Source organism: Ktedonobacter robiniae (assembly GCF_016587375.1).
GTDB lineage: Bacteria > Chloroflexota > Ktedonobacteria > Ktedonobacterales > Ktedonobacteraceae > Ktedonobacter > Ktedonobacter robiniae.
Genome location: NZ_BNJG01000001.1, coordinates 4,422,501 through 4,435,580 on the forward strand (window position 1 = coordinate 4,422,501; position 13,080 = coordinate 4,435,580).

The window sequence follows — 13,080 nt, forward strand, 5'->3', positions numbered from 1 at the left end:
GGGAAGGTGAGCCGATCGAATGGACAGGATCGGTGCCTCTGTTGAAGCGCGTGACCGAGGAAAATCCCGGACACATTATGCGTGACACTGAGGCCGAGCGCCCGCGAGGGTGCGGAAGTCATTGGTCCCCAGGCCGTCAAGAAAAGCCTCTCGCCAGAAATTGTTCCGCCCGTACCGCAAACCGACACTGGTAGGCAGGGGGAAATCTCCCCAGGTGATCGAGCGACCCTCTGTTAAGGAACTCGGCAAATTAACCCCGTACCTTTGGAAGAAGGGGTGCCTGCGTAGCTGTGTGTGCTTGCACACATGGTGAGAAGGTTGCAAGAAATCGGCTCAAGCGACTGTTTACCAAAAACACAGGTCTCTGCGAACGCGAAAGCGGAAGTATAGGGGCTGACTCCTGCCCAGTGCCGGAAGGTTACGAGGAGTGGTGTGCGTAGCCACGAATCTAAGCCCCGGTGAACGGCGGCCGTAACTATAACGGTCCTAAGGTAGCGAAATTCCTTGTCGGGTAAGTTCCGACCCGCACGAAAGGAGTAACGACTTGAGCGCTGTCTCGACAGAGGACTCGGCGAAATTGAAGTACCCGTGAAGATACGGGTTACCCACGACAGGACAAAAAGACCCCGTGGAGCTTTACTACAGTTTGGCCTGGAAACGAAGTATGGTGTGCGTAGCATAGGTGGGAGCCGAAGAACTCATCCTTGTGGGGGTGAGGGAGGCAGCAGTGAAATACCACTCTCACCATGGTTTGTGTCTCACACGTCACCGTGATCCGGGACGTGAACAGGGCCAGATGGGTAGTTTGACTGGGGCGGTCGCCTCCCAAAGAGTAACGGAGGCGCCCAAAGGTTCCCTCAGGGTGGATGGACATCACCCTCTGTAGAGTGTAAAGGCACAAGGGAGCTTGACTGTAAGGCGTACAGGCCGAGCAGGGACGAAAGTCGGGCTTAGTGATCCCACATTCCCGTGTGGAAGGAGTGTGGCTCAACGGATAAAAGCTACCCCGGGGATAACAGGCTTATCTTGCCCAAGAGTTCACATCGACGGCAAGGTTTGGCACCTCGATGTCGGCTCGTCGCATCCTGGGGCTGGAGTAGGTCCCAAGGGTTGGGCTGTTCGCCCATGAAAGCGGCACGCGAGCTGGGTTCAGAACGTCGCGAGACAGTTCGGTCTCTATCCGTCGTGGGCGTCGGAAAAGTGAGGGGAGTCATCTTCAGTACGAGAGGACCGAGATGGCTTGACCGCTAGTGCGCCAGTTGGGGGGCCTCCTCCAGAGCTGGGTAGCTACGTCAAGAAGGGATAAGCGCTGAAAGCATCTAAGCGCGAAGCCGACCCGAAGATAACTTTTCCCACTCTCAAGAAGAGTCAAGATCCCAGGAAGAAGACCTGGTGGATAGGCTGCGCGTGGACGCCTGGTAACAGGTGGAGCGGAGCAGTACTAATGATCGTACGGCTTGTTTCCCATTCTGTTTCTTCGCGTGTGTGGTGAGTCCTTGTGGTGTGAGTGAGAGCGGTCTGAGATCGGATCTGAGCACGAGTGAGAGGACATCGCGGCACGGGGAGCGTGAGCAGGCCAGCGTGGCTCAGCAAAATTGAGGGAATACTTCTTTGGACAGGTATCGACAAGAGCGTGATTTCATCAGCAGACACTTGATGGAGTCACGCTCTTTCTATTTTTTGATCTTGATTTCTCCGTGATATACTGGAGCTACCATCTTACATCCCCAAAGGAGAGCTCTCCATGACTGATGTGGCTTTGCAACGTGAGAAGATAAATCAGGCAATACAAATTCTTGATGAGCTTCAGCTTGATTGCTGGCTGACTTTTGTACGTGAGACAGGTGAGCAGCCTGATCCTGCGCTCAAACTTATTTTTGACCAGGAGCTGACTTGGCATTGCGCTTTTATTTTGACGCGCACTGGTGAAAAGATCGCGATAGTTGCGCGCTATGACGATGATCTGGTTAAGCAGGGAAAACTGTACGATACCGTGATTACCTATACCGATAGCTTTGCCTCTGTCCTGGTTGAAACATTGACGCGGCTCAATCCTTCCTCCATTGCATTGAACTATTCTATCGATGATGTGGCGGCCGATGGCTTGACGCATGGCATGTACCTACAATTAGTGGAAGCATTGAAAGCCACTCCTTTCCCAGAGCGTTTTACCTCCTCTTCTCCCCTTATCTCTCGCCTGCGTAGCCGTAAGACTTCCCAGGAATTGGTGCGTATGCGCCAGGCCATCGAGGAAACGTATGGCCTCTTTGACTTGATTACACGCTCCCTTAAAGCTGGAGTGACTGAGCGGGAGATTAGCGATCTTGTCCATACTGAGATGGCGAGTCGCTCTCTGGGAAGCGCCTGGTCTTATGATAGCTGTCCAGGCGTTAAATTTGGCCCCAATACGCTCTTTGGGCATGGAGCACCTGGAGGAATCGAAATTGAGCCAGGATTCGTGGCTAGTGTCGATTTAGGGGTATCATATGCGGACTACTGCTCTGATCTCCAACGTATGTGGTATCTGCGCAAACCTGGAGAGCAGAATGTGCCTGAGGTTGTCTCCCAAGCCTTTGCCGCTGTTAAGGGGGCTATCGAGGCTGGCAAGGCCATACTTAAACCAGGCGTTCAGGGTTGGCAGGTAGATGCCGCGGCACGCGAGTATCTCGTGCAGGCTGGTTATCCTGAGTACCAGCATGCGTTGGGACACGGTGTTGGTCGCTATGCTCATGATGGTGGACCCATTCTAGGGCCGCCTTGGGCCCGTTATGGCGAAACACCTTATTATACGATTGAAGAGGGACTTATATTTACTCTAGAACTGGGTGTTATGACCGAGTGTGGATATGTGAGCCAGGAAGACGAGGTTATTGTCACAGCACAGGGCTGTGAGTGGTTCTCTCAACCTCAAGATGCAATTTACGTGGTTTAAGCGCTTGTTATAAAAGGGTGCGGCTCTGAGCGGGAAGGCTTAGAGTCGCACCCTTTGGCGTTTGAATAGGTCATGTGGCGGTTTATTTCTTACGCCTCCCTAGCAGGAATAACCCCAGCAGGAAACCTAGCCCAATGCCTATGAGCAACGTCTGTCGCTGTTTCTGGCGCTGCCTCCCTGATGAGCGATGCTCCAAATTCGCTTGCTGGACTTGGTCGTAGAGACCACCTTGTTGATATGCCTCGTCGAGAAGCTGAATAGGATGGACAACTTTCATGGCGAGACCGCGCTGGCGTACTCCCATGTCGATCTGCATCATACATCCCGGGTTGCCTGTGGCGATGATCTCCGCGTCAGTCGCAGCAACATTATTCATCTTTCGCTCGAGCAGTTCATTGCCCATCTCCTGATTGACGATATTGTAGATGCCGGCGCTGCCGCAGCACCAATCGGCCTCTTTGAGTTCTGTCAGTCGTAAGCCGGGAATGGATTTGAGCAGCTGGCGTGGTTGCTGCCTGATTTTTTGTCCGTGTGCCAGGTGGCAGGCATCATGATAGGCGACGGTCCGTGAAATCTCGCCCATTTGTGGATTGAGCGTGAGTCCAGCTAGAAACTCGCTGATGTCTTTTACCTTGTGGCTAAAGGTCTTTGCTCGCTCTGCATAGGCGGGATCATCGCGTAGCATGTGATCGTACTCTTTGAGGGTTGAGCCACAGCCAGCAGAATTGATGATAATGAAATCACAATTATACTGCTCAAAGGTGTCGATGTTGCGCCTGGCCAATTCGCGTCCGCGTGCAGCCTCGCCTCCATGTACATGCAACGCTCCGCAGCAATTCTGTTGAGGTGGCGTAATCACCTCGCAGCCATTGGCGGCCAGTACACGGATGCTTGCTTCATTGATATCGCGAAAAACCTGGTCCATGATACAGCCGCTGACGAAACCAACGCGATAACGCCTTACTCCGATTGCGGATGTTATCTCGGGGAGGAGATCAGGAAATAGGTCTCCAGAGGCCGAGTTCATGAGCTGTTCAGGAAGTTTCAGCTTGCCTTGAAATGGTGTGGGAAGTCCATTGGCCACATCGATGAGGCCTGTGCTGCGCGCAAGCTTCTGTAGCCCACTCCGTTGGTAGATCTTTAGCCCTGAGAAGACAAGCGTCGTTATCGGACGTGAAGGGAGCATGTAGTCAAAGAAGAAGCGATGAAGCAGTTTGCCAGCCACTGATCCCTGTGCATTGGGGCGCTCCTCTTCTTGCTCGGACGCTGGAACAGTCTGGGTACGCGCCTCGGGCTGCTTGTCGGCTAGCTGAATCTGCTCGCGAGCCGCTTCAATCAGCTTGCCAAATTGCACGCCTGATGGACAAGCGGTTTCACAGGCGCGGCATCCCACGCAGCAATTCATATGCTCGATGAAATCATCAGAGATGTCCAGGCGCCCTTCCGCCACTGCCTGCATCTGATAGATGCGCCCACGAGGCGAGTCCATCTCTACGCCCAATACTGCGTAGGTAGGGCAGGTAGGCAGGCAGAAGCCACAATGGATGCATTGACGCATCAGGTCATACGTGTGCGTATCGCGGCGCAACGGCCCCTCTGTGGGGGGAGTGATCTCTGGATATGTCTCATGCCTAATGATCGGCTCTGATGCCATGAGGGGACCTCCATATGATGAAAAAAGGCGTGCATGCCTTTATCTACGCGTAGGAAGCGGTTGCGCCGCCGCAACGGTGATCTCTTGCCTGTTATGAAACAACTGGTGTGCTCGCACTATGTTGAAGTGTTTACGCATCGTTTTCAAGGCTTCGTTCACTGTTTTGAGTGGGTTAATGGTCTCGGTTGCGTGAGGCAACTTAAACACACTGATAATAAAACCCTCTGGTCGTAACTGCGCCGAGGCTCGCACCAGGAGTCTCGCAGCTTCCCGTGCATCCATTTTCATATCATTGACGATCAGGTCAAAGCGGGTGAAGTGCTTCAATTGGGCCTGGGCATCGAGATAGCGTTCGGTATATCCTTGATAATGTTCGAGTCCTCTATAGGCACGTAAGCGTGGATCCAGATTTGCTGGGTCGACAGCGACGACATCCAGTCCTGCGTTGAGCAGCAGACGTGTCCAGCCACCTGGGGCGGCCCCCAGGTCTAGCGCCTTGCCTTGCTCGGGAAGCGTAATATGAAACACCTCCAGCGCTTCAAGCAGCTTAAACTCGGCCCGGCTGATTTGCTCTTCTGTCTGGGCGTAGTGGCGCGCTCCTCCAGGCCAACTACTCAGGTTATCTTCGACGTTTGAGATGCCGACGTAGCACTGGTGGGAAGCGCAGAGCAGAGAGACCACCACTTCGGGTTTTTTTATATCTTCGATGGCGCCCGTCTCTTCCGCGAATGCCATGGCTAATTCACGATTGAGCATGCCACTACTGTAGGGGCGTTTGCCCTGTTGTTTGTCCGTCTGAATAAAGCGTGTTTGTACGGCGAAATGAATCCCACGCTCGATGCGTACAAAGCCTGGTAGCTCTGCTATCGCGGTGGCAATGTTGCCTAGATCCTGTTCACTATTGTGTAGCGCAACTATGTCCTGTACAGGTGCCAGGTGGCGTACAAAGATAAGCTGGGCCTGGCTGGCGCGTCGCATAAGTACTGCGCTATCAGGCACGCTACAGTGCAGGATGCCTGGCACAAGCTCTTCCAGAACTTCGATCTGTTTCTCTAATATGCGCAACTCATCTATGGCAGCCTGGGTAAATTCAGGCTGAGTTGTAATAAGCAAAGTATTCTGACTACTCACAATCCTCCCAAAAACCGTCCTTTAATAAATGTTTCCTGTGGATCAAACTGACTTTTGAGGCGCTGCATCATCGTGAAGGCGGCTCCAGGCTCGCCCCAGACATCAATATGTTGTTTCAACTGAGTTGGACAGTGCTCTATTACTAGACTACCACGTAGGGCTTGAACAGCGCTACGTAGCGCTGTCAGGGTGCCAACCAGGCGCGGTGTAGCATCGACAGGTTGGAGTTCTGTATAAACGATGCCGTTGCCAGCGTGCGCAATGTTGGTGGCCTCAAGATCATATTGGTGACAGGTTGAGGACAGTATACGCAGATAATGGGGTATTTGTGAAGGGAGGAGATTTATTTTGCAGGTAAGCGTTCCCTGTGTTTGTTGACGAATAGTCTGCCAGAAGTGCTCTTGCGCGTGATTAGTAAGATCTTCTCCCAGCAGGGCATGTTGTCTACGCGCCAGGAGACGCGTCTCATTGATCTGCCGTTCTATGGTCGAGAGACTGCCCTCAAAATTTACGGCCAGAGTATAGCCATTCACAGGCAGGTTGATGCCGTGAAAGTCGCTCATGACGCTGGCTGCACCGCTGTCAATTAACTCAAGGGCTGTAGGTGTGATTACTGAGCCGAGTAGCTGGGTAACAGTCTGCATAGCATCTTCTACATTGGTATAGGTCAACAGGAGTGTATGCTCCGCTGGTGGCAGGGGTTGGAGCTTAAAGTTCGCCTCAACAATAATTCCCAGTGTGCTTAGGGAGCCGATGAAGAGTTTATTCAGGTCATAGCCCGCGACATTCTTCACGACCCGTCCGCCGCTCCTGGCGATCTCTCCATTGGCTTGAATGACGCGTAAGCCAATGGAGAGATCACGGGGCGTTCCATAAAGAAGGCGTTTAGGCCCGCTGGCATTGGCCGCGAGAAGCCCTCCAATGGTTGCCTGCTCAGCATGGGGTGGGTCAAGGGGTAATCTCTGCCCCTTACGTGCCAGCAATGCCTGGAGGGTTGCTAGTGGCATGCCAGCCTCAACCCGGCAAGTCAAATCGCCCGCCTCATGCTCAAGGAGATGATTAAGCCTGGTTGTAAGCAAGACGGTATCAAAGGGGCTGGGAATGCCGCCGAGATGTATGTAAGTGCCGTTTCCACGTGCCTGTAAGGTTCCCCCATATTGGTGAATAAGTGCGACCGCCTGGGCTGCCTCTTCAATCGTATCTGGTATGAGGATGAATTTTGGCGCAACGTCATCGACTACATAGGTGTGTCGCTGCTCGACCTCTTGTAATAGCGTTAAGCTGGGTAGATGTGTTTGCAGGCTCTGCGCAAGCAAGATGCTCTCTCCCATCAGTTTTTCAGCTCCTCATCAGATAAATATGTGCAGGGTGTAGTGTCTGGTATGTGAGAATGAGGCATACCAGAGTAGTTGTGGCTGGCGCGAGTGCTGTTAGAGTTGTTTCATGTCAGCGCAACGTCCTGGTAGGGGAAAGAGTTTTCCTGGATTGAAGAGCTGATCGGGATTGCAGGCCTGGCGAACCTGTTGCATGACGCGTAAGTCTGTGTCATTGAAGATAAGCGCCATTTCGGCCTGCTTTTCAATCCCTACCCCATGCTCACCGGTAATGGACCCACCAACGTCAGCGCATACCTGGAGAATCTCGTGTCCGGCCTGGCGCACGCGTTCAACCTCGCCAGGGATATGGGAGTCGAAGAGGATGAGTGGATGCAGGTTTCCATCGCCAGCGTGAAAGACGTTTCCGACTCGTAAGCCATAGTGTTGACAGATCTCATTCACGCGCCGTAGGACATAGGGGAGCTGCGTTCGAGGTACCACGCCATCCTGCACATAAAACTCCGGGCTAATGCGTCCCACCGCGCCGAAGGCATTTTTTCGCCCAGCCCAGAAGCGCTGGCGTTCTATTTCGTCGGCAGCAATGCGTACCTGGCGGGCGCGATGCTTTTCACAGATGGCGACGATCTGTTGCTGCTGCTCCTCAACATTTTCGTATAGTCCTTCTGTTTCTATCAGGAGGACAGCCGCGGCGTCCAGGGGATAGCCTGCGGGAGTATCGGCTTCAACTGCCTGCAAAATCACCTGATCCATCATTTCAATAGCGGCTGGAATCACTCCGTGCGCAATGATCTCTGTGACCGTATTAGATGCATCCTGCATGGAGTCGAAGATCGCAACCATCGTCTTCACAGCCTCGGGCAGGTGAACGATGCGTACAATAATTTTGGTAATGATGCAGAGCGTGCCCTCAGAGCCGATGAGTAGGCCAGTCAGATCATAACCAGGGGCATCATATGTCCAGCCGCCAACCTCGACGATTTCGCCCTCGGCAGTGACCAATTCAACGCCCAGGACATGATTTGTGGTGACGCCGTAGAGGAGGGTGTGTGGCCCACCTGCATTCTCGCCCACGTTCCCACCAATCGTGCAGGAGCGCTGGCTACTCGGATCAGGGACATAGTAGAAGCCATGTGGATTAAGAGCATGGCTCAAATGCAGATTGACCAGCCCGGGTTGCACGACTGCGCACAGGTTTTCGTAATCGACCTCTAGGATCTGATTCATACGCGTGAAAACTATTACGATTCCTCCATAGCGTGGAATAGCCCCACCGCTCAGGCCCGTCCCTGCACCGCGTGGCACAACGGGTATATGATAACGGCGCGCACATTTGACGATAGCAGCTACGTCTTCGGTGCTGGCTGGAAAGACAACAACATCTGGCCGACCTCGTTCGATGGAGGCGTCATACTCATAGAGCGCGAGATCATAGGGGGAGTGGAGAACATGTCGCACACCAAGAAGCTGGGTAAGCTCTCTTACCAGCGCTTCTTTGGTTTTCGGAGTCACCCGTTCATAGACTGAAGCGGTGGTCCCGGCTGTTGGTCGTTCTGCGATACTCATAATCCCCTCCTTGCGGTGATGCTGCATTGCAGGCAATAGAGGCGCTACACATGCACTCTCCTGCCATTTTCTAGCGTTACCCTGCTACTGTTTGTCTTCTTAGACTACATCCCTTGGATAGATGATACCATGCGCTCTCTAGCTTGTGAAGCTGAACAGTTGTAAGACAAGAAAATGGTAGTAGAGATGTGCTATCGCTTATGAAGCGTGAACATGCAATGTTTGTTGTGTGATGCCGATAGCTGCTTCTTTCTTTTTTTGCGTTGGTTAAATCATCATGCTTATGGTTGGTTTTTTTGTTGGGGATCAGATGTAGGTTGCTTCGCTGGACGTAGTAGCCAGCGGCGTGCACCCCAATATATGCCAGCCGCCAGGATAACGGTTAGCCCGCTAAGGAGAAGTTTGCGCGGCGTTGTATCAGGTGTCGTGGATGACAATAACGCAGGTATAGTCGGCAGAGATGAGGAGGCTGGTTGTTGCTGGTCAGATGTGGTAGCTGGCTGCTTGAGCGCCTGCCACGAGGGCTGATTGCCATCGTTTGGTGGTGAAGGATTTCCCGCACTTCCCGTAGTATGAGTTGTGCCAGCAGTATGCTTCTGTTGGGGAGTGGATGAGGGAGTACTACCAGCGCGGTGGGTTGCCGTGGGAGTGACTCCGCTAGTTAGTGTTGCTGTCGTGTTTACTTGAGATGGCAAATTTTGCGTGCCGATAGTTGGTTGATTTGTTATCTCCCAAGTAAAGTCAGTGCCTGAGGTGCCAGGAAAACGCGCATAAGATATATCTTTGTCAAGTGTTGGGAAGTCTTGCGTACTGATAAGGGTATCGTTGACACGTAAACGAAACTGTGTCATTGTCCCAGTGGGAATGTTTTCTTGCTGATTTCCTGCGAAGGGGAAGAAGACAAAGTAGTTATGTGGGAGGATAACGGATTGCGGCGGAAAGGAGAGTGCAGGCGTCCCCAGGCCTTGATCGAGAGTGACTGCTGCATCACTAAGATTGTACGTATTATCAGTAGGATTGAATAACTCTATCCAGATGTTGTCTGTTTTTATGGCACTATTGCAGTTCCACTGGATGGTATCTGGATTGCTGAGTATCTCATTCATGTAGATGATATTCGTCTGTTCTGGTAAAGGAAGAACAGTTGTGCCGCCTGGCGTCAGGGGTGGTACATCCGAGACACAGGCTGGCTGGTTGGCAGCGTAAAGCGATGTAGGGGATAGAAAGAGACAAGTGATACTGAGAATGACAACGCAGGAGAGAAAAAGAGCAAAGTCGGCTCAGTTTGTTTGTGGACGCCCTCTGGACGCTTAAAATCTAGATTTTTTATTTACTGATGCAGGCGAAGGATCTGTAAAGAGCCCTTGCTGACTCTCAAAAGAAGATTCAGGCGTTGCTCAAATCCCTTGCTGTTTATTTCTTAAGTCAGGGGATTTTAAGTCCCTCTTATAGTCACGTTGGCTTCTAGAGCGGCTTTATCAGCTCTGTGTTGTTGCTATTGTAGGGGATAGAAAAAGTGGTTTTTGACGATTGATTTTGTGTTGCTTAGTCTTTTTCTCTGTCAGATTTGTTCTTGGCTTCTACTTTACCTACAGTTTGCCCGAAAAAATAACCTAGTATGACTAGAAAAGCATTATTAATGATCTCAGGAGATGTTACATGATTAAACATTGCAATGATTAAGGCTGCAACGATGATAAGCAGTAGCAGTGCTCCTATAATTGTTGATACAGACTCTCTTTCTATGAAAGAACGCCATAACTTCCATTCTAATTCTCGTACTTCTGCGGTACGTTGACGAAGAGTTAGCCTCCATTCTTCCTCTGCTTGCTTAGATTCTTGTTGCTTTATGGCTTCTTGTGCCTGTGCTCTTTGATTCTGTGTTTGCCTTTGCAAATCATCTAATTGATCTTCTAATTTTAATCTGACCGTTTCATCCTGCACTTTCTTAATTACATCTTTGATATCTTGTATTTTTGCCTCTTCTTCTAACAGACCAATGTGATCAATTAGCTGTCTTTTTATATCCAGAAGCAAAGGAACAGCTCTAAATACCCAATAATGCAGAAGATTTTCATGAGGTTCAGGGCGACCTTCAGTCACATCAAAAGTGACTTTATCGTACAAAGTATCGTATCCTGCTAAAACATAAAAGCTACGTGAAAAAATCCTTTTGTCTATAATTTCGTTAATCTCTTCCAAGTTTGTTTTGGCTGTAGTTAAATCTAAATTTCCAATTTTTTTGATATCAATATTCATATTTAGAAGTTTTTGCTCGATATGTTTTGGACTGCACCCATTTTCCCGGACAGTGATCGAAGTCAACTTCGCGAAAATATCGTACACTGAGAAAGACGCGAAGGAGAAGAAACGATGCACAAGCGACAACACAGCCGAGAATTTAAACTGGATGTCGTCCGTCAGGTGAGTACCGGCCAGAAGCGACCAGCCCAAGTCTGCCGCGAATATGGACTGGCTGCAAGTGTTCTCTCGCGGTGGCGCAAGGAGTATCAGGAGCGCGGAGAGTTGGCCTTTTTGTCCACCGAGTCAGGACCGGCCACTGAAGCCTCACGGGTAGCCGAATTAGAGCGTTTTTGTGGACAATTGGCGTTGGAGAATCAGGTGTTAAAAAAAGCCTTGCAGAGCAGAGGGTTGGGGAGCGTCACGCCATGATCCAACAGGCTCATCAAGACCACCCGGAACTCTCGGTGCTACGGCTGTGTGAATGGTTCTCCGTGAGTCGCAGTTGGTACTATGAAGCCAAGCTCGAACAGGGAGATGAGAGAGAAACGGAGCTGCGCGATCACATTGAGCGAATCATTTTGGAGTTTCCCGGCTATGGCTATCGTCGCGTCACTCGTGCTCTGGCACGAGCAGGTTGGAAGGTCAATCATAAACGCGTCTTGCGGATCATGCGGGAAGAATCCTTGTTGTGTCATCTGAAAAAACGATTTGTGGTTGCGACGACCGACTCGCGGCATAGGTTCCCGGTCTATCCCAATGTGTTAGCCGATCGGGTACTGACGGCACCCGATCAGGCGTGGGTGGCTGATCTCACGTACATCCGCCTGCGGGGAGCTTTTGTGTACCTGGCTTGTATCCTGGATGCGTTCTCACGCCGGTGCGTGGGGTGGTTCCTCTCACGGGAGATGACGACTCAGTTGACCCTGGCCGCCTTGAACCAGGCCATTGCCGAACGCCACCCAGCTCCCGGCTTGATCCATCACAGCGATCGTGGCGTCCAATATGCGAGTCACGACTATGTGGAGCAGTTACAGGCGATTGGCGCGCACATCAGTATGTCGGCCGTGGGGAATCCGTACGACAATGCCAAAGCCGAAAGTTTCTTTAAGACGTTAAAAATGGAGGAAGTGTATCTCAAAGAGTACGAGTCATTTGCCGATGCAGAAGCCAATTTACAGGAATTCATCGAGCAGGTGTACAATACCAAGCGCTTGCATTCGAGCTTGGGGTATCTTCCGCCTGCTGAGTTTGAGGAAGCCTATGCCTCTGTGGCCAGAAGTTGACTTCCTCGTGTGTCCGGCAAAAGGGGTTCACTCCACTTTTTCAATATATCGTAGGCCAAACTTTCTTCAAAAACAGGGTACTTTGCTTTGAGAGCATTCCTATCTTTAGACATTTTAAGCATCCTTTCTATTTTCATATATTGAACGGTTTGTATTTGAATAATTTATCATTGAATTTTGATTAGACTCACTAATAAGAATAGTAGGTCTAAATTGATTTGTTACAAATAACTGCGATTAGCTGATGCAATGCCAGTTTCTCACGTTTATGGTATTCTTTGAGAAGGAAACCATTTGTTATTGAGAGGCAGGGTAACCATGACAACAAGATCGAGATTGTTTGCAGTGACTCCTGCTGATTGGGTGCCAGGTCCAGGCCAGGGACAGTGGACATATGAGGAGTATGCAGCGATACCAGAGGATGGGCATCGTTATGAAGTGGTGAATGGAGTCTTGTATATGACACCTTCTCCTAGCGTGTGGCATCAGAAAGTGGCGAAGAGGCTTGTGAATCTGTTCTGTAACTATGTAGAGGGTTTAGGGCTAGGAGAGGTGTTTATGGCTCCTCTCGATGTCGAACTAGGGTATGGATATGTCGTTCAGCCTGATGTGTTTGTACTTTTCAATGAGCATCTGGATCAGGTCGCTGACTCACGCATTCTCGGTGCTCCTGATCTGGTGATTGAGGTTGCCTCACCGAGTACAGCAGGCCATGATCGACGCGAGAAGCAAGATGCATACGCCGGAGCTGGTGTCCCTGAGTACTGGATTGTAACCCCTGATGCTCATATCGTAGAAGTGCTGTTTCTCGATAGTGGCATCTATCGTTCTCAAGGGCTTTTTATTGCTGATGATGTGCTACCTTCTCAAGTATTGCCCGGTTTGCCTATCACCGTCGAGCAAATATTCATTTAAGGTTTTCTGATAGGAATTAGA

The 13,080-nt window shown here is 50.9% G+C and carries 8 protein-coding genes, 1 rRNA gene and 1 pseudogene (1 of these 10 cut by a window edge); 4 read left to right on the forward strand and 6 right to left on the reverse strand.

From position 1 onward, the window contains the following. Both JMJ04_RS18380 and JMJ04_RS18385 read left to right on the forward strand, forming a co-directional pair. Positions 1 to 1,465, forward strand: a 23S ribosomal RNA gene (locus JMJ04_RS18380) (it extends 1,502 nt beyond the left edge of the window). A 279-nt stretch (positions 1,466 to 1,744) separates the two neighbouring features. Beyond that, positions 1,745 to 2,932 carry a M24 family metallopeptidase gene (locus JMJ04_RS18385; protein WP_201371890.1) on the forward strand — a complete coding sequence of 396 codons (1,188 nt, stop codon included), beginning with the start codon at positions 1,745 to 1,747 and terminating at the stop codon, positions 2,930 to 2,932. Between the two features lie 82 nt (positions 2,933 to 3,014). Here JMJ04_RS18385 and JMJ04_RS18390 read toward each other — a convergent pair whose 3' ends face one another. The 6 genes from JMJ04_RS18390 to JMJ04_RS18415 all read right to left on the reverse strand — a co-directional run bounded on the left by JMJ04_RS18390 (position 3,015) and on the right by JMJ04_RS18415 (position 10,876). Continuing rightward, entirely contained in the window at positions 3,015 to 4,586 is a 1,572-nt protein-coding gene (locus JMJ04_RS18390) for a (Fe-S)-binding protein (protein ID WP_201371891.1), read from the reverse strand. Positions 4,587 to 4,625: 39 nt separating this feature from the next. Further along, positions 4,626 to 5,717, reverse strand: coding sequence for an SAM-dependent methyltransferase (locus tag JMJ04_RS18395; protein WP_201371892.1), 1,092 nt, complete (start codon positions 5,715 to 5,717; stop codon positions 4,626 to 4,628). Then, the gene (locus tag JMJ04_RS18400) at positions 5,714 to 7,048 is read right to left on the reverse strand and encodes an FAD-binding oxidoreductase (RefSeq protein ID WP_201371893.1); all 1,335 of its coding nucleotides are present in this window, start codon (positions 7,046 to 7,048) and stop codon (positions 5,714 to 5,716) included. The genes JMJ04_RS18395 and JMJ04_RS18400 overlap by 4 nt, the downstream gene beginning before the upstream one ends. Before the next feature lie 99 nt (positions 7,049 to 7,147). After that, a complete protein-coding gene (locus JMJ04_RS18405) occupies positions 7,148 to 8,617 on the reverse strand; it encodes an FAD-binding oxidoreductase (RefSeq protein WP_201371894.1) in 1,470 nt (489 codons plus the stop codon). 281 nt (positions 8,618 to 8,898) lie between these two features. Further along, positions 8,899 to 9,723 carry a hypothetical protein gene (locus JMJ04_RS18410; RefSeq protein ID WP_201371895.1) on the reverse strand — a complete coding sequence of 275 codons (825 nt, stop codon included), beginning with the start codon at positions 9,721 to 9,723 and terminating at the stop codon, positions 8,899 to 8,901. A gap of 439 nt (positions 9,724 to 10,162) precedes the next feature. Continuing rightward, entirely contained in the window at positions 10,163 to 10,876 is a 714-nt protein-coding gene (locus JMJ04_RS18415; protein ID WP_201371896.1) for a hypothetical protein, read from the reverse strand. A 114-nt stretch (positions 10,877 to 10,990) separates the two neighbouring features. On the opposite strand from JMJ04_RS18415, the pseudogene JMJ04_RS18420 reads away from it, so the two are divergent. Both JMJ04_RS18420 and JMJ04_RS18425 read left to right on the forward strand, forming a co-directional pair. Next, positions 10,991 to 12,144: pseudogene (locus JMJ04_RS18420) on the forward strand (IS3 family transposase). A 318-nt stretch (positions 12,145 to 12,462) separates the two neighbouring features. Beyond that, on the forward strand, positions 12,463 to 13,059 hold the full coding sequence (locus tag JMJ04_RS18425) for a Uma2 family endonuclease (protein ID WP_201371897.1): 597 nt from the start codon (positions 12,463 to 12,465) through the stop codon (positions 13,057 to 13,059). The last annotated feature ends 21 nt before the right edge of the window (positions 13,060 to 13,080 follow it).

Bases quoted from the DNA above. Each gene is read 5' to 3' on its own strand.
- JMJ04_RS18400 (WP_201371893.1), bottom strand. From the start codon at position 7,048: ATGGGAGAGAGCATCTTGCTTGCGCAGAGCCTGCAAACACATCTACCC.
- JMJ04_RS18425 (WP_201371897.1), top strand. From the start codon at position 12,463: ATGACAACAAGATCGAGATTGTTTGCAGTGACTCCTGCTGATTGGGTG.
- JMJ04_RS18405 (WP_201371894.1), bottom strand. From the start codon at position 8,617: ATGAGTATCGCAGAACGACCAACAGCCGGGACCACCGCTTCAGTCTAT.
- JMJ04_RS18410 (WP_201371895.1), bottom strand. From the start codon at position 9,723: ATGAATGAGATACTCAGCAATCCAGATACCATCCAGTGGAACTGCAAT.
- JMJ04_RS18415 (WP_201371896.1), bottom strand. From the start codon at position 10,876: ATGAATATTGATATCAAAAAAATTGGAAATTTAGATTTAACTACAGCC.
- JMJ04_RS18385 (WP_201371890.1), top strand. From the start codon at position 1,745: ATGACTGATGTGGCTTTGCAACGTGAGAAGATAAATCAGGCAATACAA.
- JMJ04_RS18390 (WP_201371891.1), bottom strand. From the start codon at position 4,586: ATGGCATCAGAGCCGATCATTAGGCATGAGACATATCCAGAGATCACT.